A 26,073-nucleotide genomic window follows, 5' to 3' on the forward strand; every position below is an offset into this window, starting at 1 on the left:
TGCCCCACAGGCTTGCGTCATGGCACCTCCCGCTTCCGCTGCGCACACCTCCGTCCCGGCCGGTCACGACCAGCTCGCCCTGACCCGTATGAACGCCTTTGCCCAAGTTCGGGCGGGCCGAAAGGCGCGTCGTATCCCCCAGCTTCTGGTCGGCTTGGTGGGGTACGGGGCCGCCGTGATGACGCTCGTCCAGTCCGGACTGGGAGCTGCCAGCTGGAACGTGCTCACGGAGGGCACCGCCAAGTCCCTCGGCATCTCTTTCGGCTGGACGACCAACCTGATCTCTCTGCTTGTCCTTCTCCTGTGGATTCCCCTGCGGGAACTGCCCGGCCTCGGCACGCTCCTCAACGTCGCCATCGTCGGCTTCGCCGCAGATGCCACCGCCACCGTGCTCCCCCACCCCCAGGGGACACCTGCCGCGATCGGATACCTCGTCCTCGGCCTCTTCGCACTGGCCTTCTTCGACGCGCTCTACCTCGGCGCACAGTTCGGAGCGGGCCCCCGCGACGGCATCATGACCGGGCTCGTCCGGCTCACCCGCCTCCCCATCGCGGCGGTGCGCACCGGCATCGAGATGTCGTCACCCGTACGCCCTCGGGGCAGCTCTTCTTCTACTCGGGAATCGCAGGCGTGACGCCGGCGTTCAAGCCGCCCGCCGCGCTCGGCTCCGGTTGGGGCGTGTACAACCAGATCGCCGGCGGCGACGACTTGGACGGTGACGGCAACGGCGACCTCGTGACCAGAACGGTCGACGGGGCGGTCTACATCTACAAGGGGCTCGGCCAGGGCCGTTTCGCGCAGCGGACCCAGGGCATATGGAGAAGCGGTTGGCAGGAGGCCGATGTGATCTTCGGCGCCGGCGGAAATCCCGCCTACGGCAAGTCCCGTATCCAGGCTCTCGGCACCGACGGCAAGCTCTACACGTACCAGTCGCTCGGCAACGGCTTGCTGGCTCCGCGTCGTCAGGCGCCTTCGCCCCACTACTGCAACGTCGCTTCGGGCGTCGGCACGAAGATGTTCACCCTCGCCTCCGACGTCGCCCTCGACAACCGCCCCGAGATGCTCGCGGTGTGCAACGACGGCGTGCTGACCGGCGGATCGGAGGGCCAGTACAGCATCGGCAAGGGGTGGGGTATCTACAACGCGCTGGTCGGCCCCGGAGACCTCACCGGCGATGGCAAGGGCGACCTGCTCGCACGGGATAAATCCGGCTATCTCTACCTCTACCGAAGCACCACCTCGCAGTTCCCCCCGTCCGTCCCGGCCTTCGCCTCCCGGGTCAAGGTCGGCACGGGCTGGGGCGTCTACGACCGGATCGTCGGCGCGGGTGACTACACCGGTGACGGGCGGGCCGACATCGTCGCCCGCACGCCGGCGGGAGATCTGTACCTGTACGCCGGGACGGGCAGCACCTCCGCCCCGTTCAAGCCCCGCCTCAAGGTGGGCTACGGCTGGCAGATCTACAGCAAGCTCGCAGCGATCGGGGACGTGGACGGTGACGGCAGAGGCGATCTCCTCGCAGCCGACCGCAGCGGCAACCTCTACCGCTACTCCTCGACCGGTGCCGCCACGGGGTCCGGGGCCTTCCGCGCCCGAGTCCGGATCGGCGGCGGCTGGAACATTTACCGCGAACTCCAGTGAGGTTGGCGCGATCTTTGGTCCGTGGCCTGCCTGGTCCTGCTCGGCGTCGGGTCCCGGACCGGCGAGGTGGCCAAAGATCGTGTCGGCGCCGGCCCCGGCCACCGCGGCTCTCACCTCATGCCACGGGCCTACCCTTGCCGGCCGCGCGCCCGGCGGAGCGTGAGCGACGCCGGGTGCCGATGAGGTGGGGAGACCTGTAACAGCCCTGCTGGCGCGGTGGGTTGCGCCCCTAGGATTCGGGCGTGGGGAAACCGGGGTGGATTGTCGTAGGTGTTGTTGCGTCCAGCGCGTTCTGCTGGGGGATCGCCGGGGCCATCGACATGGGTCTCGATCGATCGTTCAGGCACGGGCGCTCTTACTACAGCTTTTCTGAGGGCGGGGGTTGGTATGAGTTCGCGTGGTTCGCCGGCTTCATCGCCGTGCTCGCCTGCGTGTACGAGCCGGCCCACCTACCTGACTGGAAGCCGCTCCTCAGTTTGACTGTGGGATGCGGCGTCGGTGTGGCCGCGGTACTGCTCATGGGCCGGGAGGACAGGCATTGGATTGGCGCTTTTGCGCTGGCGCTGGCTGGTGTCGTGATCCCTCTGACGGGTCTGTGGTGGCACCGGACCCGGCGAGTGCGATTGAGAAAAGCCGAGTCGGCCTGACACCGCGCGCCGGAGCCGATCGAGCGGCCCGATCCCCGGCCAGTCCTCCGAGCGTGCGGCGCTGATCTACCAGCACTCGACGCTGGAGTGGCAGAAGGAGATCGCCGCTGCGCTCGATGTTCGGGTGCGGGCTGACCGCAAATCAATCGACGGGCACCACGACGGCCCATCGGTCAGGCAACGGGCACGGGAGGGATGGAGAGGTCTGGCAAGTCCACCAGAGACGGTCATGGCCTCGATCGACGGTAGCCCTCTACCTCGGGATCAGGCGGCCCCTGCAAGTCCAGGTCGAGGCGCATGGCTTCGCGGAGTTCCGCATTCGCTGGCCACAGGTTGGCCGCAGTACTTCTGGAGAGCCTCGCTTCAGGCGGCTGCCGGCCGTCCTCCCCCACACGCTTTCCAACTGTCCGCATGACCGTACGGGGGCGTCCGTGGAGGTGCTCGCGGCGGTTAGACGGGGTGCGCGTACAGCCGCGAACGGTGGCGGCCCTGAGGGTGCACCCGACGGTGGTTCCGCCCCCGAAGCGTCAAGGGCCCCGGATCTCTCCGGGGCAACGAGGGTCGGGCAGCATGACGAAGGGCCCCGCTGACGATCAGCGGGGCCCTCGTTTGCCGAAGCGGCCCACACGCAGATGCCCTGCGCTGGCGGTACGAGGAGTGGCTGAGAAGGTCTGGTCTGGCAGTTCTGCCGTCGCACAATCGGCAGAGCCGATTTCAACCCCCTGATCCGTAGGCGCGTGCCTGACCGAAGTCAGGTTGACGTAGCCGTGCTGGCAGTGCCCACGCGCAGCCGTGCGTGCTGGCGAAGGTCCAGGCACGTCCGAGGCCGTACGCACACGTTGATGTCAACCACTGATGTCACGACAGGCTTGGCCGCTTCGTCCCGAACGGGATTGCCGCTCCCTTTGGCCTCTGTATCCGCGCGGCTGACCTGCACGCAAGGTTGTGACGCGTCCACCACCGTCCAAGGCTGACCACTGGAGGCCGACTCGTATGGCCCCCCGTTTGGCCCCCCAGGGCACTACACGGCGGTTTTCAAGACCAGTACCCCTGAAGACCCTCGCTTCAGACAGCTGCCGGCTGTCCTCTCCCACACGCTTTCGAACTGTCCGCCACCCCGGTCGGCGGCGTTCGCAGATGTTCGCGTCACGGCTCAAACGGGGCGCGCAGTACGGAGGCGAATGGTGGCGACCGTTGGCGCACTCGACAAAGACCAGGACAACGAGCGGTGCAGGACGGAGCGGGGGAGACAGGCACAGGCTCGGCAGCCGAGAGAGCCCCGCCCTGTTGTGCCGAGGTCTGCGCTAGTGCGGCCAGGCACAGGACTCTGGCACGGCACTGCAGTACTTCAGGCACCACCGACGTGCGCGGCTGTTGGCGTACTGGACCAACGGATCCCTGCTGGTGGACGCGATTGGGACGCGTGCGATGATGCGCGCCTCTGACGTTCGAAAGGAACCCCGGCGCCATGCCATCGCGCAAGTGTCATCAGCTCGCCATCGTGGCCGTCACCGGTGCACTGCTGCTGCCGCAGGCCGTCGCCCTGGCGCCCACCACAGCCGCAGCGGCGACTGTGACGAACGTGGCGGCATCACTGCCCGCCCGGGCGAGCTCCGTGCCGCCGGCGGACCAGATATCCGGTTCCGGGCAGGTGGTGGTCTGGAGCCAGCAGACCTCTGCCGACGCCCGGCCCCATGGTTGGCTCGCGACGCGGGGAGGCACCCCCCAGGATCTCGGGCCGCTCGCCGACACCGCCGACACCGTGCAGGTCGCCCCGGTGTCCGTGCAGAACGGCGTGGTGGCTGTCGCCACCTCGACAAACCCCAATGGCGCCCTGGCCGACCACGTCACGCTCCGCCATCTGGACTCCGGAGCCGAAAGCACGCTCTCCGTCGACTATGACCGGTCCGGGGAAGGCACCGAGCACTACCGCGGGCAGGCCGGTGACGGCGTCCTCGTCGAGCAGAACTACCTGCAGGACTCGGCCTATCGCGCACGCCTGCTGCTGCGTACTCCTGGCAACGAGGACCGGACGCTGCTCTCCGATGACTCGCAGTACGAGGTCCTCGCCTCGGATGCGAACGGCGCCCTGGTGCTGAGGAAGAACGCCAGCTGGCAGTACGTCGTGGTGTATGTCGACTTCGCAACCTCCGCCGTGGTCACCGTCGACCAGCCCGCGTCCCAGGTGCTGCCGCAGGGCCTGGAGTTCACCCCCAGCCGGGTGGGGTTCGTCGACGGCACTGTCCTGACGGAGTGGCAGCGGTCAGCGCCGGACGACGGCCCGTCCACCGTCACCCTGCCGGTCGACGGAGTCCGCTGGATCAGCGACGACACCCTCGCCTGGTACAGCTGGAGCCCGACGGACGGCGGCAACGAACTGTTCGCCATGTCCCGGGACGGCTCCACGCCGGCCGCAGATCTCGGCGGGACCTTCACCTCCATGTCGGTGGGCGACGACGGCCGGATGCGGGTGTCGCTCTATCGGCCGGACACCGACGCCCGGATCCAGACTCTCGTCGCCGGACGGGTGTCCACGGCCGCGGGCGATGCCACCACGATCCCTGCCGGTCCGGCCCGGCTGGATGCCATGGCGCTCTCCGGCGGCACCCTCTACACCAGCGACGACTCCTCCCGACGGGACGGCGTCCTGCTCGCCAGCAACCTCTCGGTGGGTGCGGCCGGCGCCTCGGCGAGCAGCCCGTCGCGGGTGCTGGCCTACTCCTCCGGGCTCGTGCACTCCACGCTGGCCTCCGCAGGCGGCCGGGTTCTGACCGATCAGGGCAGTGGCTACGAGGTCTACCAGGACGGCAAGCGGGTCAGTGCCGCCCTCCCGCACACCGCATACGCCCAGGTGGTGGACTTCGACGGCCAGTACGTTCTGTCCAACGACCCGGCCTCCAGCGCCGGACCTCTGCTGCAGACCGTCAGCAGCGGTGCGAGCAGGCATGTGCCGGGCGGCTCCGCCCTCGACGGAGGCGCCCTCTACACCTCCGCCTCCAACGCCAATGGCTCCGGTTGGTCCATCCGGCGCACCGACCTGGCCACCGGCACGGTGAGCACTGTCGCCACGGTGGACTGTCAACCCGGTGACCTGCAGGTACGGGGCTCCTGGATCCTGGCGACGCCCTGCGGGACTCCCTTCACCAGCAGTCTTCTGCTCAAGGCCGGAAGTACGTTCCGCATGAGCGTGGACGCATCGGTGCAGGTCCCGATCCTGGGTACGAACGTCTTGTACACCTTCGGCAGGACCGACGGTGTCATTCAGGCCACGCTGAGCGCGCAGGTCCTAGGAGTGGCGGGAGCCACGGCCCGCCCCCTGTTCGTCCTGCCGGACCGACTCACCAGTGTCTCCGCCGACCGGTGGGCGGTGGACCGCGATGCGCCGTGGGCTGCCTGGATGAGCACCGACGGGGTCACCCACGTGGTGTGGGCAGGCGCGCCGACCCGCAGCAGTGCTTTCGCCCCGACCGGCTTCAGCCCCAATGGCGACGGCTCGGCCGACACCTGGAACCCGGCATGGTGGTACAACCGGCCGGTCACGTGGACGCTCACCCTGAAAGCCGGCACCACGCTGGTGCGTTCCCTGAGCGGGACGGCGTCGGACGGTCTGGTGAAGCCGGTCTGGACCGGCACCACCGACTCGGGCGCCAAGGCGGCCGAGGGCTCTTACACCTGGACGCTCACGGCCAAGGACACGGTGACCAGCGTTCCGGCTACCACGTTCACCGGCACCGTGGTGCTGCGCCGGAAGGTTCCCACTGCGTCGATCAAGGCGCCGACCGTGGCCGCTACCGCTTCGACGACCGCGCAGGTTCCGGTCACCTGGTCGGCGACGACTCCTGGTGTGAAGTCCTACGACGTCGCCTGGAAGGTTGCCAGCCGCAGCACCACGGGTGTGTGGAAGCTGGGGCCGCTGCAGACCTGGCGCACCGGCACGACCACGACGTCGGCGGTCTTCGGCAAGTCCGGCAGCCCGGTCAAGCCGGTCGCCGGTCGGACCTACCGCTTCTACGTCCGCGCCCACGACGCCGCTGGTCAGACCGGCCCGTGGAGCCCTGCGGCACTTAGTGGCATCCCGGTCGACGACCGCTCGTCGGCACTGCTCTACAAGGGCACATGGAAGTCGGTCACGGCAGCCTCTGCCTGGGCTGGAACCGAGCGCACCTCCGCGACCACGGGCGCCTACGTCTCCTTCTCGGCCGACGGCACTCAGCTGCGTATCGTGGCGACCCGGAAGGCCGACGGCGGCCGCTTCGCGGTCGTCGTGGACGGCACGTCCGTGGGCACGGTGAACACCTACGCAGCCAAGACCGCCTATCGACAGGTCGTCTTCGCTTGCACCCTCGGTTCCACGATCAAGACGCACAAGGTCCAGCTGCGCGTCCTTTCAGGCAGCGCCTCTGGCCGGTCCACCGTACATCTCGACGCCGTCATGATCACCCGCTGAACCACCCGGCGCCCAGCTGCGGGAGAGCCTGACAGACCGCCTTCCCACAGCTGGGCCCGCCAGGATCCGGCGAGACAAGCCCAGGGTCCTGTGACCTGCTCCGCGGCTCGGCCGCCGTCAGACTGCGGTCAACCGGGCACGGAAAAGCCCCGTGCGAGCTCACTCGCCCGGGGCTTTGTGCTGGTCAGCACTGGTGGCCATGGCCGAAGCCGAACCGGCGACCTCGTTGGCGTACCCCGCGGGCCAGCGGTTGCTCCCCGTGGCGTCCGCCGGGGCGCGGCCGGCGTGCTGCTTTCTCTTGACCGCCATGTACTTTGCATTGCAAAGTTAGGGGATGGTGGATGGCCATCCAGCAATCCGCTTTCCAGAGCTGTCGAAGCGTGATCACCGGGGGGACATCATGGCAACACCCGCACTGAGCAGCGCGGATGAATCCGAGCCGACGGGGGGTGCGGCCGGCCTGCTTGCCGCGACGGAAGGCCTGCGGGCCAGGACCCGAACGCAGCTGAACGGCTCGTGGGTCCCCCTGCTCGGCTTCGGCCTCCTCGCGCTGGCGGCCGCTCCGTTCGCCCGGTACGCCTTCAACTTCGGGGCGCACGGGCGCTACATCGGGTCCTATCCAGCCTTCGCCTACGCCGAGCTGACCGGCCTGTGCGTCGTCCATGAACCGGGAACCCCCTGCCTGCGGGGCGAGTTCGACGGCGCCGTCCTGCGCTTCGCGGCCTGGGGTGTCTGGTTCGCGCTCCTCCCCCTGGCATGGTTCGCCTTCGCCCGCTGGTACCGACTGCGCGGCGAGGCCCGGGGCATCGTTCCCCGCCGTGGCGTGTGGATCAAGGCCACTGCCGCCGCCACCGCGGCAGTCACAGGGACCCTGCTGGTGTTCCTGTTCTCCAGGAGCCAGCCGTGGGAGGCTCAACTGCTCGAGAACCGCTACGCCTCCCCGTGGTACCTGGTCGGAATCGGACTCCTCGCCCTCGGCCTGGCCGAACGCAGCTGGATCGCCGCAGCGGCCGGCACCGCCCACACCCTGCTGCTCACCAGCTACCTGGGAGCCTCCTGGGGCAGCGGGTGGCTCCCCTGGGAGCACCCCGCCCACCCCGGCTGGACCGACGGCCCGCAGGCCAAGGCTCTCCTGCTGGCCGCCGTCCTGCTCCTCGCCGGTCTGGCGGAGCGGGCGGTGGTCCGCCGCCGGGCCTCCTCGGGCGCTGCCGGTACGCGTACCGTCGCCTCATGAGCGTCGAGGACTCGTCCGCCGCGCGTGACAACCACGAAGGACTGCATCCGACCCACGCGCTGGACGACACCGTCCACCAGCGCGTGCGGCTCGGCATCCTCACCGTCGCCCGCGAAGCCGACCGGGTCGAGTTCGGCTTCCTGAAGAAGCAACTTGCCGTCACCGACGGAAACCTCTCCCGGCACCTGAAGGTGCTGGAGGACTCAGGCCTGATCACCCTGGAGAAGGGCTACGTCGGCAAGCGCCCCCGCACTTGGATCGCCCTCACCCGCGAAGGCACGCAGGCACTGGACGCCGAACTCCGAGCCCTGCGTGCACTCGTCCACCGCCTGGAAGCTCCCGGTCCCGCGAGCGGCCTGCCCGACACATGAGCACCGCTTTAGGAGCGAGGTTGGGCGGTCTGCGGTGTGACCTGCAGATTCCCGGCCTTGGACTTAGTGGGCGGCGCCTCCCGCTCCGTACCGCGATTCCCCCTGGCTCCCCGCCCGTTCTGGCACGAGAGTGGCACGGGTTCCGCGCTGGCGGCTCTCTCGATGCGAACCAGGGGTACGACGGTCACTGAGGTCCGCCAGGCACGCCGGTGAGCTGCTGAAGCCTGATGACGGTTGGCTAGGGTCGTCGTGGAGCACCCCCGCACGGCCCGGAGACGGCCCAGAACCCTGGCATCGAGCGGGCCGTCTCGGCAGGGTGTCGGTGCTGCGTGAGAGTCTCGCGGGCATGAGCTACGACTTGGCTGTCTGGGAAGGCGAGAGACCGGCGGACGACAAGGCCGAGAGCGGCAGAGGCGTGCGGTCGGCGGAGTCTCAACGACCCGGCTAAAGCGCAGCTGCCCGGGGCCTGGAGCACCAGTTTGGAAGGCTGAGGCTCCGACTACCGCCTGAGCTGCGCGGGTCTCGACGTGGTCAGATGCCGGATTCTCCCCTTGATTCCCCGTGGCCCCCGCTCAGCTCCGTCACACGTGGCATAGCTGTGGCACGCCCCCTCTACTCGTACTGCGCACCGGCTCGAAGGGCGTTACCAATGAACTCCCAGTCCGGCCCCGGGGGCTCCTCGCCGCGCGACCGGTAGTAGCCCGCTGAGTCTTTGATCCAAGCAGCCATGGATTCGAGGAACCGTTCCAGTGTCGGGTTCTCCCAGTCGTCCCCGTTCGCCAGCAGATCCTCGCGCAGCAACTGAATGTGCCGGATGAGGGATTCCCGGGAGGTGACTGGGGCGTGTGATCCATACGTGGGCTGAGGCATGGCTGCACCGTATAGCGCGGTCGGTGTGGAGAGGCTTTGGGCTGGAACTGGCATGGGGCGAGAGATCGGGGCCCGTACGCTGGCGGCGAATCGGGCTGGCTCCTTGCCTGCACGCAATAGCCCGATGTGGGCCCCGATCTTCGAGGCTCGCCCCATGACGGCCGCCTAAAGCATCGGAGCGCCGGCCGCCCCAGCCACCGCGGTTCTGACCTCATGCCCTCGGGCCTACCTATGTGGACGCGGGCCGCGCGCCCGGCGGAGCGTGAGCGACGCCGGGAGCCTTGATCGTGCTGCCGGAGTTTATGCACAGGGATGTGCATCGCCATGTGAAGTGGTTCGCGGAGAAGGACCCGAACGGGCTGCTGTTCGTTGGAGAAAAGGGTGCCCTGTTCCGGCGTTCGTCCTTCGGGCGGAAATGGCGGAAAGCCCGCGCCAAGGTCGGCTTGCCTGAGAACTTCCGCTTCTACGATCTACGCCACACCGGCCACACGCTGGCGACGCAGTCGGGTGCCACGCTCAAAGACGCCATGGTCCGAGCCGGCCAGTCCTCCGAGCGCGCTGCGCTGATCTACCAGCACTCGACGCTGGAGCGGCAAAAGGAGATCGCCGCCGCGCTCGACGCCCGTGTGCGGGCTGACCGTAAATCGATCGACGGGCACGCTGACGGATCATCGGGCACGCAACGGGCACGGGAGGGATAAAGAGGGCTGGACAACAAAGAAGCCCCGGGCTGTTCGCCTGGGGCTTTCTGCTGGAGCGGGTGACGGGAATCGAACCCGCGCTCTGAGCTTGGGAAGCTCATGTTCTACCATTAAACTACACCCGCGTAAGACACCTGTTGAGGCATCTGACCTCGCACACTGTACCCCATGCCCGGCCCCGGACGCATACCTCCGGGGCCTTCGTGTTGCCCCCGGAATGGCGTGCGCGGGGAGGTGCGGGGGGCGTACGGTGAGGGGGACCCGAGGTGCCCAAGTGGGCGGAGTGCCGCGTGAGGCGGGGGTGGGTTCATCCCCTAATGTGGCTTTCGTCGTTGAGGTACCGGGGAGAAGGGGAGCGATGGATCGCACCGTCGTTCGTTGTGCCGAAGGGCACGTTTTCAGCACCGCCACGTTCCCGATGCAGAACCTGGGCGCCGGAAGGCTCGGCCCCGGGCGCTTGATCAGGTGTCCGCGGTGCGCGCGGCTGAGGAGCGCCGTCCCCGTGGCGGCTGACAGCGGCAAGTAGCCGCGGAGGTCCGGGACCGCGCAGGTCGGACGTGACGCGGGGCTCCGGGCCGGGTCGGCTCGATTCGGCCCGGAGCCCGGTCCCCGCGTAACCTGCTTGCGTGCTTCTCTCTGACAAGGACATCCGGACCGAGATCGACAACGGGCGGGTCGGGATCGACCCGTACGAGCCGTCGATGGTGCAGCCGTCGAGCATCGACGTCCGGCTGGACCGCTTCTTCCGGGTGTTCGAGAACCACCGGTACCCGCACATCGACCCGGCCGTCGAGCAGCCGGACCTGACGCGGCTGGTGGAGCCGGAGGGGGACGACGCGTTCATCCTCCACCCCGGGGAGTTCGTGCTGGCCTCGACGTACGAGGTGATCTCCCTGCCGGACGACATCGCCTCGCGCCTGGAGGGCAAGTCGAGCCTCGGCCGGCTGGGGCTCCTGACGCACTCGACGGCGGGCTTCATCGACCCCGGTTTCTCGGGGCACGTGACGCTGGAGCTGTCGAACGTCGCCACGCTGCCGATCAAGCTCTGGCCGGGCATGAAGATCGGGCAGCTGTGCCTCTTCCGCCTGACCTCGTCGGCGGAGTTCCCGTACGGCTCGGACAAGTACGGCTCGCGGTACCAGGGGCAGCGGGGGCCGACGCCGTCGCGCTCCTACCTCAACTTCCACCGGACGCAGGTCTGAGCGCATGAGCGGGCCGGCGCGGGAGAACCTGACGTACGAGGCCTTCGGGCAGGCGGTGCGGGACCTGGCGCAGACGATCGCCGACGACGGCTTCGAGCCGGACCTCGTGCTGTCGATCGCCCGCGGCGGGGTGTTCGTGGCGGGCGGGCTCGCGTACGCGCTCGACTGCAAGAACATCCACCTGGTGAACGTCGAGTTCTACACCGGGGTCGGGACGACGCTGGAGATGCCGGTGATGCTGGCCCCGGTGCCGAACGCGATCGACTTCTCCGACAAGAAGGTGCTGATCGCGGACGACGTCGCCGACACGGGAAAGACGCTCAAACTCGTCCGGGACTTCTGCGCCGACCACGTCGCCGAGGTGCGCAGCGCGGTGATCTACGAGAAGTCGCAGTCGCTCGTGAAGTGCGACTACGTCTGGAAGCGCACCGACGACTGGATCAACTTCCCCTGGAGCGTCCTGCCTCCGGTGCGCGGGGCGGGGGAGCCGATCACCCCGTCGAGGGACGCGCTCTGATCCACGGCCGTGCCACGGCCGGAGTTCACGGCACACGACTGAGGCAGTCGGCACGACATGCGTAAGGGGCGCCACTCCAGGAGTGGCGCCCCTTACCCGTGGTTCCGCGTGCCGGGGCGGCGGGCGGGCCTCAGATCACCGGGAGCTTGAAGAGCACCAGCAGCGCGATCAGCTGGATCGACGCCGCGCCCAGGGCCTTGGGCCACGGGAGGTCGTGGGACTTGGAGACCATGGAGGTCAGCAGGGCGGCGCAGCCGATCCAGGTGGCCCAGCCGAGGAACTGGACGAAGCTGTTGGCGCTGCCCAGGAAGACGGCGAAGACCAGTCGCGGGGCGTCGGTCAGCGAGGTGACGAGCATCGCCAGACCGATGGTGGGCGCCCAGGCGCCGTCGCCGCCGAGCTGGCGGGCGAGGGCGTTGGTGACGGCGCCGAGCATCAGGCCGCTCAGGATGACGGCGATGGCCGTGCACACCACCCAGGGGACGCTGTTGGAGAGGGTGGCGTCGAGCACGTCCTCGCGGGCGCTGTCGAAGCCGAAGACGGCGAGCAGCCCGTAGAGGAAGGTGACGATCAGGGCGGGGCCCCACACCTGGTAGTCGCGCATCTGCCAGAAGGTGGCGGACGGGCGCATGACGATCCCGCTCAGCAGCTGCTTCCAGCCGAGCCGGGGGCCGGCCGGGGGCGCCATGGTGTGGCCCGCGCGGTAGGTGGACACCTGGTCCGGGTGCTGCGGGGACTGCGCTTCGTAGGGGTCGTAGGTGTCGGGCGCGTCGCCGATGGAGAAGGCGCGGGTGTGCCCGGGGTTGTTGTCGTACGAGGGCGCCGGCGCCGCGGAGCCGAAGTACTCGGGCTCACCGTCGGCGGCCGGCGTGAAGCCGTGGTGGGGCTGCTGCCCGCCCGGCGAGGTGTTCTGCTGCGGGTAGCCGCCGTACTGCTGATGCGGGTGCTGCACGTCCCCGTCCCGTCCGCGTCCGTTCCTGAATCCAGCCACGCTTCGAAACGTACCCGGTCGCGGGGACGCAGGGCGGTGCCCCCCGCCCCCGGAGGGGCATTGCTGCCAAGCTGTGACAGAGCCGTTCCCGCCGTTCTCGCTGTGGGTGGCGGCGGGTCAGGTCGGCCTCGCCGTCGCCGTTGACGTCGTGACCGGGCCGGGGTCGACGACGCCGGCCCGGTCCGCGCGTGACGTGTGGGACGCCCGCGCCGCGCACCGTCTTCAGGAGCAGAGCGTCGCCCCGAAGGCCAGGCCGCCGGTCGGCCGGGGCAGCCCGAGACCGGCCGCGGTGAAGGTGGCCGAACCGGTGGCGGTGATGCCGGAGGCGGTGCCGCGGAAGGTCCACACGCGGCCGCTGCCCGCGTCCTCGCCGGGGGCGGCGACGGAGAGGTCGGCGCGGCCGTCGCGGTTCAGGTCGCGCAGCAGGAGCCCGCATCCGGAGGTGCCGCCGAAGCCGTCGCCGCGCTCGTTGCCCCCGGGCACACCCGCCGAGTCCTGGTGGAGGGTCCGGGCCCCGGTGGCGGTCAGGCCGGAGGGGGAGCCGGGCAGGACGGTCACGCTGCCCGCGTCGGCCACCGTGCCGACGTCCTCGCCGGGCACGCCGACCGCGAGGTCCGCGCGGCCGTCGCCGGTGAGGTCCGCCGCCGTCAGGGCCGCCCCGAAGCGGTCGCCGGCCTCGTCACCGCCGGGTACGCCCGCGGTGCCCTGGGCGAGGTCCACCGGGGGCCGCGTGGCGGCCGGGCCCTGGGCGCTGCCGTACAGGACGCGGACGATGCCGCCGGTACGGGTGGGCAGCGGGTGCTCCGGCACCCACGGCTCCTCGGTGTCGTGGATGCCGAAGCCCGCGCCGCCGACGGCGACGTCCGCGCGGCCGTCCCCGTCGAAGTCGCCGACCGCCAGGGCCTCGCCCGTGGTCTCGCCGTACCAGGACGGCGCCCGGACGAGGCCGGCCGCGGTGCCGCGCAGATAGGCGGTGCCGCCGCCGTCGAGGCCGTTGTACGCCACGGCCGCGTCCGTCCTGCCGTCGCCGTCGATGTCGCCGACCGCGAGGCGGATGCGCCCGACGAAGTGCGGGATGCCGTCGTCGGTGACGGTGGTGAGGGCGGCCGGTGCCCGGCCGGGGGCGAACGGGCCGAGGGCCACGGAGAGGCCGCCGCTCTCGTCGCCCCTGTTGCCGGTGACGATGTCGAGCCGCCCGTCGCCGTTGACGTCCGCCGCGGCGAGGCCGGCGAAGCCCGTGCCCTTGTAGGCGCCCGACCCGGGCAGGGACGTGCCGCGCGTGAAGCCGGAGGAGCCGCCCCACAGGATGGTGATGCGGCCGGTGTCCTCCAGGGCGGACGCGTTCTCGCCCGGCGCGACGACGATCAGGTCCGCGTAGCCGTTCCTGTCGAGGTCGCCGCTGGCCAGGCGGGCCCCGAAGCGGTCGCCGGTCTCGGAGGAGCCGGGGACGCCCGCGGTGGACTGGCTGACGGTGTAGCGGGCGGACGTGCGGGCGCCGCCGGACGACCCGGGGACGACGGCGACGTACCCGGCGGCCGCCCTGCCGCCCGCGGTCCCTCCCGGCACGCCGATCGCCAGGTCCAGGTAGCCGTCGCCGTTGAAGTCGTACGGCTCGGCGGGCGCGGCGGCCACGGCCGTCTGGGAGGGCAGGGTGAGGCAGGCCGCCGTCGCGGTGAGGGCGAGGGCGAGGGCGAGGACGCGAACGCGCACGGCGGCTCCCATCGGTGAGGAACAGGTGACTGTGTGACGGGCCGGGTGGACGGAAGGTTGTGTCCGGGTGCACTCCGGGCGAACATCCGCGCGGGGGATGCCGGCGGGCCGGTCGCGCGGTTGGGCGTGCGGGCCGGTGAAGCCCTACCGTTCGGGGCGGAACGGATCCGAAGGGACGGGAAGTGCCGATGGTTGTCAGGGCCGTACGGAATGCCGCGCGCGGGACCGCGCGCACCTCAGGGCGTGCCGCGGTGGGCGCGGCGGTCGTGGGGTTGCTGACCCTCGCGGTGACGGGGTGCGGGCTGCTGACGACCGACTCCGGTTCGCCGGACGCGCCGGCCGCGGCGAGCTCCCCCGCCGCCTCGTCCGCCGTGGGCGGCGTGCCGGTGAAGCCGGACCCCGCGGTGCTGGCCGCGCTGCCGGCCCGTCTGGAGGCGGACGGGACGACGATCACGGTGGGCGACCCGGCGGCGCCGAGGACCGTCCACATCTACGAGGACCCGCGCTGCCCGATCTGCAAGGCGTTCGAGACGGCCGCCGGGCCGCAGCTGGCGGCGCTGGCGAAGGCCGGTGAGATCAAACTGCAGTACACCCTGGCCTCGTTCCTGGACGAGAACCTCAAGGGCAGCGGTTCGAAGAAGGCCGCGGGCGCCCTGCGTGCGTCCGTCGAGGCGGGTACCGGGGCCTTCGCGACCTACCACGAGCTGCTCTACGCCAACCAGCCGCAGGAACAGGTGGACGGGTTCACCGACGCGTACCTGATGGAGCTCGCCGGCCGGGTGGAGGGGCTGCGCGGCGCGGCCTTCGACACGGCGGTGCGCAAGCAGTCGTACGGGGACTTCGTGACCGCCTCCGAGGAGGCCTTCGTCAAGAGCGGTGCCACGGGTACCCCGTACGTGAAGATCGACGGCACGGCGGTGTCCCAGGCCGACCTGCAGAAGCTGTTCGACCCCGTCTCCTTCGCCGCGCTGCTGCGGCAGTCGGGCATCGGCGGCTGAGGGCGCCGGGGGAGCACGCAGAACGCCGGTGGGCGCGTACGGGATCCGTACGCGCCCACCGGCGTTCCCAGGTCCGTCCGCGGACCGGGCTGTTTCACGTGCTACTTCGCGGGCTCCGGCTGCGGCTCGCTCGCCGTCTCCGGCTCGCCGTCGGGGTCGAGCGGGGTCCTGACCGAGTCCAGCAGCAGCTGGGAGACGTCGACGACCTGCAGGGACTCCTTGGCCTTGCCCTCGTTCTTCCTGCCGTTGACGGAGTCGGAGAGCATCACCAGGCAGAACGGGCAGGCGGTGGAGACGATGTCCGGGTTGAGGGACAGCGCCTCGTCCACGCGCTCGTTGTTGATGCGCTTGCCGATCCGCTCCTCCATCCACATGCGGGCGCCGCCGGCGCCGCAGCAGAAGCCGCGCTCCTTGTGGCGGTGCATCTCCTCGTTCCGCAGGCCCGGCACCTTGGCGATGATCTCGCGCGGCGGCGTGTAGACCTTGTTGTGGCGGCCCAGGTAGCAGGGGTCGTGGTAGGTGATGATGCCCTCGACCGGGGTGACGGGGACGAGCTTGCCCTCGTCGACGAGGTGCTGCAGCAGCTGGGTGTGGTGGATGACCTCGTACTCGCCGCCGAGCTGCGGGTACTCGTTCGCCAGGGTGTTGAAGCAGTGCGGGCAGGTGGCGACGATCTTCTTCTGCGCCTTCGGCTTCCTGGTCGACTCGTCCTCGTCGTCCTCGCCGAACGCCATGTTCAGCATGGCGACGTTCTCGGCGCCGAGCTGCTGGAAGAGGAACTCGTTGCCCAGGCGGCGGGCGGAGTCACCGGTGCAGTTCTCCTCGCCGCCCATGATCGCGAACTTGACGCCCGCGATGTTCAGCAGCTCGGCGAAGGCCTTGGTGGTCTTCTTGGCACGGTCCTCCAGGGAGCCGGCGCAGCCGACCCAGTACAGGTACTCCACCTCGGTGAGGTCCTCGATGTCCTCGCCCACGACGGGGACCTCGAAGTCGACCTCCTTGACCCAGGCGAGCCGCTGCTTCTTGGGCAGGCCCCAGGGGTTGCCCTTCTTCTCCAGGTTCTTGAGCATCGTGCCCGCCTCGGACGGGAACGCGGACTCGATCATGACTTGGTAGCGGCGCATGTCGACGATGTGGTCGATGTGCTCGATGTCCACCGGGCACTGCTCGACGCAGGCGCCGCAGGTGGTGCAGGACCACAGGACGTCCGGGTCGATGACGCCGTTCTCCTCGGCGGTGCCGATCAGCGGGCGCTCGGCCTCCGCGAGGGCCGCCGCGGGGACGTCCCCCAGCTGCTCCTCGGAGGCCTTCTCCTCGCCCTCCATGGTCTTGCCGCCGCCGGCGAGCAGGTACGGCGCCTTGGCGTGCGCGTGGTCGCGCAGCGACATGATCAGCAGCTTCGGGGAGAGCGGCTTGCCGGTGTTCCAGGCCGGGCACTGCGACTGGCAGCGGCCGCACTCGGTGCAGGTGGAGAAGTCGAGGATGCCCTTCCAGGAGAACTGCTCCACCTGGCTGACGCCGAAGACGTCGTCCTCGCCCGGGTCCTCGAAGTCGATGGGCTTGCCGCCGGAGGCCATGGGCAGCAGGGCGCCGAGCGCCACGGCGCCGTCGGCGTTCCGCTTGAACCAGATGTTGGGGAAGGCCAGGAAGCGGTGCCAGGCGACGCCCATGTCGGTCTTGAGGGCGACCGTGATCATCCAGATGAAGGAGGTCCCGATCTTGATCATCGCGGTCAGGTAGACCAGGTTCTGCAGCGTGCCGACGCTCAGCCCCTTGAAGGCCGCGACCAGCGGGTACGAGGCGAAGTACGCGGCCTCGTAGCCGTGCACCCCCGCCAGGGCGCCCTCCAGGCCGCGCAGCGTCATGATCGCGAGGCCGATGATGAGGATGACGGACTCGACGAAGTAGGCCTGGCCGGTGTTGGAGCCCGCGAAGCGGGACTTGCGGCCCGCCCGGCCCGGCCGGGACAGCTGGCGGATCACGATGAGCGTGAGGATGCCGAGCGTGGTCATCAGGCCGATGAATTCGACGAACACCTCGTACGGCAGCCAGTGGCCGATGACCGGCAGCATCCAGTCGGCCTGGAAGAGCTGGCCGAAGGCGTTCACCAGGGTGAGCACGAGGGAGAAGAAGCCGACGGCGACGAACCAGTGGGCGACGCCGACGACGCCCCAGCGGTTCATCCGGGTGTGGCCGAGGAACTCCCGGACCACCGTGACGGTGCGTGCGCGCCAGTCGTCCGTGCGGGTGTCCGCGGGGACGTCCTGGCCCAGTCGTACGAACCGGTAGATCTGGGCGATGGCGCGGCTGAACAGCGCAACGCCGACCACGGCGAGTACCAGCGACACGATGATCGCGGCGAGTTGCATGAGGGGGCTCCTCGGACCTGCGAGAGCGGAGGCTCGGGGCTGACGCCCGGCTGCCTACTAAGCAGTAACTTATTCGGTTCTCCTGAGACTACCCAGTATCGGCGCACGTGCGCAGCCGTGCCGCCGGTGATCTGTGTCGCTGAGGCGTGCCTTCCCTTGACGCCGGGGCGGTCCGGCGGCCGCACCGTCGCTCGTCGTGGTCGTCCGTGCGCGGAGGGCTGGTGCATAAGTTGAGTCGCCACGACTCAGGTCTGTTGACAGGGCGAGAGCTGTGAGGCACCCTTGAGCCAGTTCCACTCAAGTAGGCAGCTGGAGGATTCCACCATGGCACGTGCGGTCGGCATCGACCTGGGCACGACTAACTCCGTCGTCAGCGTTCTCGAAGGCGGCGAGCCCACCGTCATCACCAACGCCGAGGGTGCCAGGACCACGCCGTCCGTCGTCGCCTTCGCCAAGAACGGCGAGGTGCTCGTCGGCGAGGTCGCCAAGCGCCAGGCCGTGACCAACGTCGACAGGACCGTCCGGTCGGTCAAGCGCCACATGGGCACCGACTGGAAGATCAACCTGGACGGCAAGGACTTCAACCCGCAGCAGATGAGCGCCTTCATCCTGCAGAAGCTGAAGCGGGACGCGGAGGCCTACCTCGGCGAGAAGGTCACCGACGCGGTCATCACGGTCCCGGCGTACTTCAACGACTCCGAGCGCCAGGCCACCAAGGAGGCCGGCGAGATCGCGGGCCTGAACGTCCTGCGCATCGTCAACGAGCCCACGGCCGCCGCCCTGGCGTACGGCCTGGACAAGGACGACCAGACCATCCTCGTCTTCGACCTCGGTGGCGGCACCTTCGACGTCTCGCTGCTGGAGATCGGCGACGGCGTCGTCGAGGTGAAGGCCACCAACGGCGACAACCACCTCGGTGGTGACGACTGGGACCAGCGCATCGTCGACTACCTGGTGAAGCAGTTCGCCTCGGGTCACGGCGTGGACCTGTCCAAGGACAAGATGGCCCTGCAGCGTCTGCGCGAGGCCGCCGAGAAGGCGAAGATCGAGCTGTCCTCGTCCACCGAGACCTCGATCAACCTGCCCTACATCACGGCCTCCGCCGAGGGCCCGCTGCACCTGGACGAGAAGCTCACCCGCGCCCAGTTCCAGCAGCTGTCCACGGACCTGCTGGAGCGCTGCAAGATCCCGTTCCACAACGTGATCAAGGACGCGGGCATCCAGCTCTCCGAGATCGACCACGTCGTCCTCGTCGGCGGCTCGACCCGTATGCCCGCCGTCGCCGAGCTCGTCAAGGAGCTGACCGGCGGTCAGGACGCCAACAAGGGTGTCAACCCGGACGAGGTCGTCGCCATCGGCGCCGCCCTCCAGGCCGGTGTCCTCAAGGGCGAGGTCAAGGACGTCCTGCTCCTCGACGTCACCCCGCTGTCCCTCGGCATCGAGACCAAGGGCGGCATCATGACCAAGCTGATCGAGCGCAACACCACGATCCCGACCAAGCGCTCGGAGATCTTCACCACGGCCGAGGACAACCAGCCGTCGGTGCAGATCCAGGTCTACCAGGGCGAGCGCGAGATCGCGGCGTACAACAAGAAGCTCGGCATGTTCGAGCTGACCGGTCTGCCGCCGGCCCCGCGCGGCATCCCGCAGATCGAGGTCGCCTTCGACATCGACGCCAACGGCATCATGCACGTCTCCGCCAAGGACCTCGGTACCGGCAAGGAGCAGCGCATGACCGTCACCGGTGGCTCCGCGCTGCCGAAGGACGACATCGACCGCATGATGCGCGAGGCCGAGCAGTACGCGGAGGAGGACCACAAGCGCCGCGAGTCCGCCGAGACCCGCAACCAGGCCGAGCAGCTGGTCTACCAGACCGAGAAGTTCCTCAAGGACAACGAGGACAAGGTCCCCGGTGACGTCAAGACCGAGGTCGAGGCCGCCGTCGCGGACCTGAAGGAGAAGCTGAAGGGCGAGGACTCCGCCGCCATCCGCGAGGCGACCGAGAAGGTCGCCGCCACCTCGCAGAAGCTGGGCCAGGCGCTGTACGCCAACGCCCAGGCCGAGGGCGGCGCGGCCGGTGCCGCGGGCGGTGCCCAGCCCCAGGCCGACGACGACGTCGTCGACGCCGAGATCGTCGACGAGGACAAGAAGGACGGTGCCGCGTGACGGAGGAGACCCCGGGCTTCGAGGAGGAGCCTGTCGTCCCCTCTGCCGAGGCCGGTTCCACCTCGCCGGGGGACTCCCCCGGCGAGGCGGGGCCCGGCGCCGGGTCCGCCGACCAGGCGGGCCCGGCGGCCCCGGCCGGGGACGCGAACGCCAACGTCGCTCTGCAGGCGCAGCTGGACCAGGTGCGTACGGCGCTCGGTGAGCGCACGGCGGACCTCCAGCGGCTCCAGGCGGAGTACCAGAACTACCGCCGCCGGGTGGAGCGGGACCGGATCGCGGTCCGCGAGATCGCGATCGCGAACCTGCTGACCGAGCTGCTCCCGGTGCTCGACGACATCGGCCGCGCCCGGGACCACAAGGAGCTGGTCGGCGGGTTCAAGTCGGTCGGCGAGTCCCTGGAGACGGTCGTCGCCAAGATGGGGCTGCAGCAGTTCGGCAAGGAGGGCGAGCCCTTCGACCCGCTGGTGCACGAGGCCCTGATGCACAGTTACTCGCCGGACGTCACGCAGACGACCTGCGTGCAGATCCTGCAGCCCGGGTATCGCATCGGTGAACGCACCATCCGCCCCGCGCGGGTGGCCGTCGCCGAGCCCCAGCCGGGCTCGCAGGGCACGCAGAAGAGCGACGACACGGCGGACGAGGAGAACGGTGGCCCCGAACAGGGCTGACGTGGTGAGCGCACGGAAGGAGGGACGCCGGGGATGAGCATCAGCAGGGATTTGTTCGAGAAGGATCTCTACAAGGTCCTCGGCGTCCCGAAGGACGCCACCGAGGCGGAGATCAAGAAGGCGTACCGGAAGCTCGCCCGCGAGTTCCACCCGGACGCCAACAAGGGCGACGCCAAGGCCGAGGAGCGCTTCAAGGAGATCTCCGAGGCCAACGACGTCCTGTCGGACCCCAAGCGCCGCAAGGAGTACGACGAGGGCCGCGCCCTCTTCGGCAACGGCGGCTTCCGTACCGGCCCGGCCGGCCCGGGCGGGTTCGGCTTCGACCTCGGTGACCTCTTCGGTGGCGGCCCCGGCACCACCACCACCCAGGGCGGCGGCTTCGGCGGCGGCCTCGGGGACGTGTTCGGCGGTCTGTTCAACCGCGGCGCCGGTACGACCCGTACGCAGCCGCGGCGCGGCCAGGACATCGAGACCGAGGTGACGCTGAAGTTCACCGAGGCGGTGGACGGCGCCACCGTGCCGCTGAAGATGACCAGCCAGGCCCCCTGCAAGGCCTGCTCCGGCACCGGCGACAAGAACGGCACGCCCCGGGTGTGCCCGACCTGCGTCGGCACCGGCCAGGTCTCGCGCGGCGGCAGCGGCAGCTTCTCGCTCACCGACCCGTGCACGGACTGCAAGGGCCGCGGCCTGATCGCGCAGGACCCCTGCGAGGTCTGCAGCGGCAGCGGCCGGGCCCGTTCGGCGCGCACCATGCAGGTGCGCATCCCGGCGGGTGTCACCGACGGGCAGCGCATCCGGCTGCGCGGCAAGGGCGCGCCGGGCGAGCGCGGCGGCCCGGGCGGCGACCTGTACGTCACCGTGCACGTCGACGCGCACCCGGTGTTCGGACGCAAGGCCGACAACCTCACCGTCACCGTGCCCGTCACCTTCGTGGAGGCGGCGCTGGGCGGGGAGATCAAGGTGCCGACGCTCGGCGGTCCCGCCGTGACCCTCAAGCTGCCCCCCGGCACGCCCAACGGGCGTACGCTGCGGGCCCGCGGCAAGGGCGCGGTCCGCAAGGACGGCACCCGCGGGGACCTGCTGGTCACGATCGAGGTCGCGGTCCCGGCGACCACCGAGGGGAAGGCGCTGGACGCCCTGGAGGCCTACCGGGAGGCGACCGCGGACGAGGACCCGCGGGCGGAGCTGTTCGATGCCGCGAAGGGAGCCTGAGCCGATGAACACGAGCGGCGGCATGCGTGGCGGTCGGGGCCGCAACCCGTACGAGCTGACCGACGAGTCCCCCGTCTACGTCATCTCGGTGGCGGCCCAGCTCTCCGGGCTGCACCCGCAGACCCTGCGCCAGTACGACCGCCTCGGCCTGGTCTCGCCCGACCGTACGGCCGGGCGCGGCCGCCGTTATTCGGCTCGTGACATCGAACTCCTGCGCGAGGTCCAGCGCCTCTCCCAGGACGAGGGCATCAACCTGGCCGGCATCAAGCGCATCATCGAACTGGAGAACCAGGTGGCGGCCCTGCAGTCGCGGGTCGCCGAGCTCTCCGCGGCCCTGGAGGGCGCGGCGGCCGCCATGCAGCAGCGTGAGGCCGCCGTCCACGCCTCGTACCGGCGTGACCTGGTGCCCTACCAGGACGTCCAGCAGACCTCCGCGCTGGTGGTGTGGCGGCCCAAGCGGCCGGAGTGACCGGCCGCCGCCCGTCCCGCTAGGCCTGCAGGTCGGCGGGGCCGCGCGAGACGCGGTGCAGATGGCGTCCCGAGGCGACCATCGCCTCCAGCAGCCGGTGGCCCTCCGCCGCGGGGACGAGCCCTCCGGCGCACGCCTCCCGTACGAGGTCGAAGGTCTCCTTGGTGGTGATGCCCCGCCGGCGCGCGAAGTCGCGGGCCGAGCGGTCGTCGGTGATCCAGACCGAGCCCCGGAACTCACGGCGCCGGGTGATCAGTACGCACGTCTCGGCCTCGCCGAGGTGTTTGGTCGGCAGGTGGGACGAGCCGCCGAAGACGGCCCGGCGCAGCCGGTCGACCTCCCGCAGCTCGTCGCCGTCGCTGATCTCCACGGGCTCGCCGAGCCACCCGGCCTCCGCCAGTCCGGCCAGCCGCGGCAGGAACCGCGCGGAACGGCCCGCCTCCCAGGCCACGGCCTGGGTCCAGCGGCCGCGGCCGTCCAGCACCTTCTCCAGCAGGAGCAGCCGGTCGACGGCCGCGAAGTTGCACAGGACGGTGTTGTCGGGGAACCACCACGCGGTCATGGCTGGAAGACCGGATCCCCTTCTTCCGCGTCCTGTTGCTCGATGCCGTTGCCCGGGGGCGGTTCGGGCGCGAGGAGGTCGTGCAGCCGCTCCACGTCGGTGTCCAGCAGCGCGGCCAGCGGACGCAGGGTCGTCTCCCCCGCCAGGTAGGCCTTGTACAACTCCGAGGCGACACGGGGCGGGAAGCGCTCCGCCGAGGCCCGCGAGGCCTGCTTCTGGTAGTCGTCGCCGGCGCCCGCGAGCAGGTGGCAGGCCTCCGTGGTGAGGGCGCGCAGCTGTTTGCGGCGTGCCGCGTCGATGAGTCCCAGCTGGTGCAGCCGGGCCGCCAGCGCGCTCGGCGACACCCGGAAGCGCACGACGAGCCGCTCGAATCCGGCGTCCGAGAGCCCGCCCTCCGCTGCCGCGGCCTGCGTCAACTCCCTTGTGGGCATCAGCAGGTGTGACGCGAAGACGTTGGCCCTGACCTCGGCCAGGTCCTTCTGCCGGCCGGGGGCGACCCGGGACTCCACGACCACGCTCCGCGCGTCCCTGGAGAGGATGTGGCAGAGCTCGTGGGCCAGGGTGAAGCGCTGCCGCGTCCACAGGTCGGTGGGCGCGAGGAGGACGAGGCGGAAGGAGTCGGCCTGCCACGCCAGGCCGTCCACACCCGGGGGAAGCCCGGTGATGGCGACGTCCACCCCGAAGCGGTCCTCCATCGCCGCGATCAGCTCGTCCGTGCCCGTCCCCGCGGCCGGCAGCAGCTCCAGCACCTCGGCCGCCAGCCGCTCGCCCTGCGCCGCGTACCGCTCCGGCGCCGGGTCCACCTCCGGCACGGCGGGCAACTCCCTTGTGCGGCCCAGCAGCTCCAGCACCTCGTAGGCGTCGGCGAACCGTGCTGCGACCTCCTGCGCCCCCACGGGGTCGGCGGTGGTGTCGCCCCGCGTACGGGCCGCGAGCGCGGGGCGCAGCGGCTCGTTGCCGGTCAGCAGCCAGTCCACGCTCGTGCCGCCCGCCTCGGCGATGAGCGCCAGGTCGAGCGAGGTGAAGCGGCGCACGCCGCTCAGCGACTTCGACAGCTTGTCGGGCGTGAGCCCGACCGACCGGGCGAACGCGGCCTTGGTCATCGCGGCCGCGTCCATCACGGTGCGTACGCGTGTGATGACATACGGGTCCATGGGAAAAGCGTAGGCGGGCCTTGCGATAATCGCAAGGCCCGCCTCTGTGTGCTGATGCTACGGCGCCAGGACCGCGTAGGCGCCGCCCGGCGCGGACTCCGTGTCGTCGGCGTACACGGCGGTCACCCAGTAGTAGTGGGTGGTGCCGCGCGACGCGGTGGCGTCGGTCCAGGCCTCGCCGGTCACCGGCTCCGGGGTGAGGCTTTCGTACCTGCCGGAGTCACGGTCCCAGCGGTAGACGCGGTAACCGACGGCGTCGGCCACGTCGTGCCATTCCAGACGTACGCCGTTCATCACGTCCTCGGCGCTCAACCCGACCGGAGAGCCCGCGGGGGTCTCGACGGAGGGTGTCAGGTCGAGTTCGGTGAACTCCACCACGGAGACCCCCTCGTCGGAGGCGAAGAGGGAGTTGCCCCAGGTGTCCTCGGCGTCGACGAAGTAGCACCCCTGCTCGCCGTCGGGCAGCCGCTCGGCGAGGTACCCGGTGGTGTCCGGGCCCAGCCACTCGACCACGTGGCCGAGGCAGATCCGTTCCCCGTCGTCCTCGTACACCTCACCGCGGTAGACCGTGTAACGGGCGAGGTCCGGCTCGGTGTTGGGATTCCAGTGCAGACGCACCCCGTACTCCGCGGGCTCGGCGGTCAGGCCGGAGACCAGGGCCGGGGGGACCTCGTCGCCCGGCACAGCGAAGGCGGCCTCGTTCGAGGGTGCGGAAGCGACGCCGTCGGCGCTCTGGATGACGGTGTAGTGGTAGGTCACGCCGCGCCGCAGGGAGTTGCTGGTGTCGGTGCAGCTGTACCGCACCGGGTCCGAGCCGAGGTTGTCCTCGTGATCGACCGTGCAGGCGACGGGGGTCGCGGTGGCCGGGTTCACCGGCGAGGTGGTCGAGCGGTACACGGTGTACGTTCCGACGGCCTGCGCCCTGGGGAGGCTCCACGTCAGCTTGACGCCGAGGAGGTTCTCAAGGGGGGTAGCCGCCACGTCACGGGGTGCGTCCGGCCGGATCACCAGCGGGGCCGCGCCCGCGGACGCGGACTTCGCGGAGGTGTTGCCGGCGGCGTCCACCGCGGCGACGGCGTACGAGTACGTCGTCTTGGCGACGGCCGTCGTGTCGGTGTACGACGCGGCCGACGGGGTGCCGATCTGCGTCCACGGGCCCGCCGCCGACGTCGACCGGTAGACCCGGTACTGCTTGGCGTCCGACACCGCGTTCCAGGTCAGGGCGTAGCCCTTGCCGTCCGCGGTCACCGCGGCCTTCAGGCCGGACGGCACGGCCGGGACCTGTTCGTCGATCGAGGAGACGGTCACCGCGGAGGACATCGCGGAGGCGTTGCCCGCTTTGTCGACGGAGGTGACCGCGTAGGAGTACTTCGCCCCTGTGGCGGCCGGCACGTCACGGTAGGACGGCGCGGTCACGAGCGCGCTGCCGCCGATCCGTGCCCAGGCGCCGGTGCCGGTGCGCCGGTAGACCCGGTAACCGGCCAGGTCCATCTCGGTGTTCCTGGTCCACGCGAGCGTGAAAGCGTGGCCGCTGGCCGGGGCCTTGAGGCCGGTGGGTGCCAGCGGCTTCGTCTTGTCCACCGACGCCGACGTGCGCGGCGCGTACGTGAACTTGACGTTGGCGGTGCCCTTGAAGGCGGCGTAGTCGACGCGGAGGGTGTGCTTGCCCTTGGGGACGGTGAGGTTGAGCGTCTTGTTCTGTGTGGCGCTCACGTCCTTCCAGAGGTCGATCTTGCGGGTGCCGTCGAGGTAGACGCGGATGCCGTCGCGGGTGGCGGCGGTGAACGTGAACGGGCCGCCGGAGCCGAAGTCGCGGGTCAGGCTCCAGCGGACGCCGAAGTTGTCCTTCGGCAGGGTGACGCCGGCGGGGTCGCCGGTGCCGTAGTTCTCGTTGATCGAGGTGTCGCAGGCGGTCTTCTTCGGGGTGCCCTTGAAGGTGGTGTTGGCGTAGTACGACGCCAGCCAGACCCCGGTGGAACAGGTGGTCGCCGCGTGGGCGGTGCCGGCGGGCACCGCGAATCCGGTGGCGGCCGTGGCGAGCGCGAGCGCCGTGGCGCGGGCGCGTATGGACTTGGTCAAAGATCCCTCCCTGAGGAGGAAGATCCTGGCAGGGCCCGAACGTCAGTGCCAAGTCGTCCCGGAAG

The 26,073-nt window shown here is 70.3% G+C and carries 21 protein-coding genes, 1 tRNA gene and 1 pseudogene; 14 read left to right on the forward strand and 9 right to left on the reverse strand.

Annotated elements, in window-relative coordinates; genetic code table 11:
* Positions 1-19 precede the first annotated feature (19 nt).
* From OG937_23690 to OG937_23705, 4 genes are all read left to right on the forward strand, one after another.
* Positions 20-634, forward strand: a complete 615-nt coding sequence (locus OG937_23690; GenBank protein WUD74484.1) for a hypothetical protein — start codon at positions 20-22, stop codon at positions 632-634.
* Positions 631-1,641, forward strand: a complete 1,011-nt coding sequence (locus tag OG937_23695; GenBank protein ID WUD74485.1) for a VCBS repeat-containing protein — start codon at positions 631-633, stop codon at positions 1,639-1,641. The genes OG937_23690 and OG937_23695 overlap by 4 nt, the downstream gene beginning before the upstream one ends.
* Before the next feature lie 242 nt (positions 1,642-1,883).
* On the forward strand, positions 1,884-2,288 hold the full coding sequence (locus OG937_23700; GenBank protein WUD74486.1) for a hypothetical protein: 405 nt from the start codon (positions 1,884-1,886) through the stop codon (positions 2,286-2,288).
* A 1,468-nt stretch (positions 2,289-3,756) separates the two neighbouring features.
* Complete coding sequence (locus OG937_23705) at positions 3,757-6,735, forward strand: hypothetical protein (protein ID WUD74487.1); 2,979 nt, start codon at positions 3,757-3,759, stop codon at positions 6,733-6,735.
* A 159-nt stretch (positions 6,736-6,894) separates the two neighbouring features.
* Here the strand turns inward: OG937_23705 and OG937_23710 are convergent, their stop codons facing one another.
* Complete coding sequence (locus OG937_23710) at positions 6,895-7,044, reverse strand: hypothetical protein (protein WUD74488.1); 150 nt, start codon at positions 7,042-7,044, stop codon at positions 6,895-6,897.
* A gap of 91 nt (positions 7,045-7,135) precedes the next feature.
* Here OG937_23710 and OG937_23715 point away from each other — a divergent pair, with 91 nt between their 5' ends.
* Both OG937_23715 and OG937_23720 read left to right on the forward strand, forming a co-directional pair.
* Positions 7,136-7,969 carry a hypothetical protein gene (locus tag OG937_23715; GenBank protein ID WUD74489.1) on the forward strand — a complete coding sequence of 278 codons (834 nt, stop codon included), beginning with the start codon at positions 7,136-7,138 and terminating at the stop codon, positions 7,967-7,969.
* Complete coding sequence (locus tag OG937_23720) at positions 7,966-8,340, forward strand: transcriptional regulator (protein WUD74490.1); 375 nt, start codon at positions 7,966-7,968, stop codon at positions 8,338-8,340. Before OG937_23715 ends, OG937_23720 begins: the two co-directional genes overlap by 4 nt.
* Positions 8,341-8,952: 612 nt before the next feature.
* Here the strand turns inward: OG937_23720 and OG937_23725 are convergent.
* Positions 8,953-9,210 carry a hypothetical protein gene (locus OG937_23725; protein WUD74491.1) on the reverse strand — a complete coding sequence of 86 codons (258 nt, stop codon included), beginning with the start codon at positions 9,208-9,210 and terminating at the stop codon, positions 8,953-8,955.
* A gap of 284 nt (positions 9,211-9,494) precedes the next feature.
* Here OG937_23725 and OG937_23730 point away from each other — a divergent pair.
* Positions 9,495-9,911, forward strand: a pseudogene (locus tag OG937_23730) (site-specific integrase).
* Positions 9,912-9,962: 51 nt separating this feature from the next.
* On the opposite strand, the gene OG937_23735 reads toward OG937_23730, so the two are convergent.
* Positions 9,963-10,036, reverse strand: a tRNA-Gly gene (locus OG937_23735).
* Between the two features lie 501 nt (positions 10,037-10,537).
* On the opposite strand from OG937_23735, the gene dcd reads away from it, so the two are divergent.
* Together dcd and OG937_23745 are read left to right on the forward strand one after the other, a co-directional pair.
* On the forward strand, positions 10,538-11,113 hold the full coding sequence (dcd, locus tag OG937_23740; GenBank protein ID WUD74492.1) for a dCTP deaminase: 576 nt from the start codon (positions 10,538-10,540) through the stop codon (positions 11,111-11,113).
* Positions 11,114-11,117: 4 nt separating this feature from the next.
* Positions 11,118-11,630, forward strand: a complete 513-nt coding sequence (locus tag OG937_23745; GenBank protein ID WUD74493.1) for a phosphoribosyltransferase — start codon at positions 11,118-11,120, stop codon at positions 11,628-11,630.
* Positions 11,631-11,760: 130 nt separating this feature from the next.
* Here OG937_23745 and OG937_23750 read toward each other — a convergent pair whose 3' ends face one another.
* A complete protein-coding gene (locus OG937_23750; GenBank protein ID WUD78857.1) occupies positions 11,761-12,582 on the reverse strand; it encodes a YIP1 family protein in 822 nt (273 codons plus the stop codon).
* A 261-nt stretch (positions 12,583-12,843) separates the two neighbouring features.
* Positions 12,844-14,331, reverse strand: coding sequence for a VCBS repeat-containing protein (locus OG937_23755; protein WUD74494.1), 1,488 nt, complete (start codon positions 14,329-14,331; stop codon positions 12,844-12,846).
* A gap of 188 nt (positions 14,332-14,519) precedes the next feature.
* Here OG937_23755 and OG937_23760 point away from each other — a divergent pair, with 188 nt between their 5' ends.
* Positions 14,520-15,329, forward strand: a complete 810-nt coding sequence (locus OG937_23760) for a DsbA family protein (protein WUD78858.1) — start codon at positions 14,520-14,522, stop codon at positions 15,327-15,329.
* A 101-nt stretch (positions 15,330-15,430) separates the two neighbouring features.
* Here the strand turns inward: OG937_23760 and OG937_23765 are convergent, their stop codons facing one another.
* A complete protein-coding gene (locus OG937_23765) occupies positions 15,431-17,698 on the reverse strand; it encodes a (Fe-S)-binding protein (protein ID WUD74495.1) in 2,268 nt (755 codons plus the stop codon).
* A 324-nt stretch (positions 17,699-18,022) separates the two neighbouring features.
* On the opposite strand from OG937_23765, the gene dnaK reads away from it, so the two are divergent.
* From dnaK to OG937_23785, 4 genes are read left to right on the forward strand one after another with little or no spacing between them, the layout of a single operon-like run.
* On the forward strand, positions 18,023-19,864 hold the full coding sequence (gene dnaK, locus OG937_23770) for a molecular chaperone DnaK (GenBank protein WUD74496.1): 1,842 nt from the start codon (positions 18,023-18,025) through the stop codon (positions 19,862-19,864).
* Positions 19,861-20,532 (forward strand): nucleotide exchange factor GrpE, encoded by a 672-nt coding sequence (gene grpE, locus OG937_23775; GenBank protein ID WUD74497.1) that lies wholly within the window; start codon positions 19,861-19,863, stop codon positions 20,530-20,532. The genes dnaK and grpE overlap by 4 nt, the downstream gene beginning before the upstream one ends.
* A gap of 33 nt (positions 20,533-20,565) precedes the next feature.
* Complete coding sequence (gene dnaJ / locus OG937_23780) at positions 20,566-21,744, forward strand: molecular chaperone DnaJ (protein WUD74498.1); 1,179 nt, start codon at positions 20,566-20,568, stop codon at positions 21,742-21,744.
* A gap of 4 nt (positions 21,745-21,748) precedes the next feature.
* Positions 21,749-22,213 (forward strand): helix-turn-helix domain-containing protein, encoded by a 465-nt coding sequence (locus tag OG937_23785; GenBank protein WUD74499.1) that lies wholly within the window; start codon positions 21,749-21,751, stop codon positions 22,211-22,213.
* 19 nt (positions 22,214-22,232) lie between these two features.
* Here OG937_23785 and OG937_23790 read toward each other — a convergent pair whose 3' ends face one another.
* Genes OG937_23790 through OG937_23800 form a run of 3 tightly spaced genes read right to left on the reverse strand, consistent with a single transcriptional unit; the run spans position 22,233 to position 26,008 of the window.
* The gene (locus tag OG937_23790; protein WUD74500.1) at positions 22,233-22,775 is read right to left on the reverse strand and encodes a hypothetical protein; all 543 of its coding nucleotides are present in this window, start codon (positions 22,773-22,775) and stop codon (positions 22,233-22,235) included.
* Positions 22,772-23,929 carry an ImmA/IrrE family metallo-endopeptidase gene (locus OG937_23795; GenBank protein WUD74501.1) on the reverse strand — a complete coding sequence of 386 codons (1,158 nt, stop codon included), beginning with the start codon at positions 23,927-23,929 and terminating at the stop codon, positions 22,772-22,774. Before OG937_23795 ends, OG937_23790 begins: the two co-directional genes overlap by 4 nt.
* Before the next feature lie 57 nt (positions 23,930-23,986).
* The gene (locus tag OG937_23800) at positions 23,987-26,008 is read right to left on the reverse strand and encodes a PA14 domain-containing protein (GenBank protein ID WUD74502.1); all 2,022 of its coding nucleotides are present in this window, start codon (positions 26,006-26,008) and stop codon (positions 23,987-23,989) included.
* Positions 26,009-26,073: the final 65 nt, after the last annotated feature.

The organism is Streptomyces sp. NBC_00510 (assembly GCA_036013505.1).
In the GTDB taxonomy this organism is placed as follows: domain Bacteria; phylum Actinomycetota; class Actinomycetes; order Streptomycetales; family Streptomycetaceae; genus Actinacidiphila.

Coding starts and splice junctions, on each gene's coding strand:
- OG937_23745 (WUD74493.1), top strand. CDS start 11,118: ATGAGCGGGCCGGCGCGGGAGAACCTGACGTACGAGGCCTTCGGGCAG.
- OG937_23710 (WUD74488.1), bottom strand. CDS start 7,044: ATGGCGGTCAAGAGAAAGCAGCACGCCGGCCGCGCCCCGGCGGACGCC.
- OG937_23715 (WUD74489.1), top strand. CDS start 7,136: ATGGCAACACCCGCACTGAGCAGCGCGGATGAATCCGAGCCGACGGGG.
- OG937_23720 (WUD74490.1), top strand. CDS start 7,966: ATGAGCGTCGAGGACTCGTCCGCCGCGCGTGACAACCACGAAGGACTG.
- OG937_23725 (WUD74491.1), bottom strand. CDS start 9,210: ATGCCTCAGCCCACGTATGGATCACACGCCCCAGTCACCTCCCGGGAA.
- OG937_23760 (WUD78858.1), top strand. CDS start 14,520: ATGGTTGTCAGGGCCGTACGGAATGCCGCGCGCGGGACCGCGCGCACC.
- dnaK (WUD74496.1), top strand. CDS start 18,023: ATGGCACGTGCGGTCGGCATCGACCTGGGCACGACTAACTCCGTCGTC.
- OG937_23795 (WUD74501.1), bottom strand. CDS start 23,929: ATGGACCCGTATGTCATCACACGCGTACGCACCGTGATGGACGCGGCC.
- OG937_23705 (WUD74487.1), top strand. CDS start 3,757: ATGCCATCGCGCAAGTGTCATCAGCTCGCCATCGTGGCCGTCACCGGT.
- OG937_23785 (WUD74499.1), top strand. CDS start 21,749: ATGAACACGAGCGGCGGCATGCGTGGCGGTCGGGGCCGCAACCCGTAC.
- OG937_23690 (WUD74484.1), top strand. CDS start 20: ATGGCACCTCCCGCTTCCGCTGCGCACACCTCCGTCCCGGCCGGTCAC.
- OG937_23765 (WUD74495.1), bottom strand. CDS start 17,698: ATGCAACTCGCCGCGATCATCGTGTCGCTGGTACTCGCCGTGGTCGGC.
- dnaJ (WUD74498.1), top strand. CDS start 20,566: ATGAGCATCAGCAGGGATTTGTTCGAGAAGGATCTCTACAAGGTCCTC.
- OG937_23790 (WUD74500.1), bottom strand. CDS start 22,775: ATGACCGCGTGGTGGTTCCCCGACAACACCGTCCTGTGCAACTTCGCG.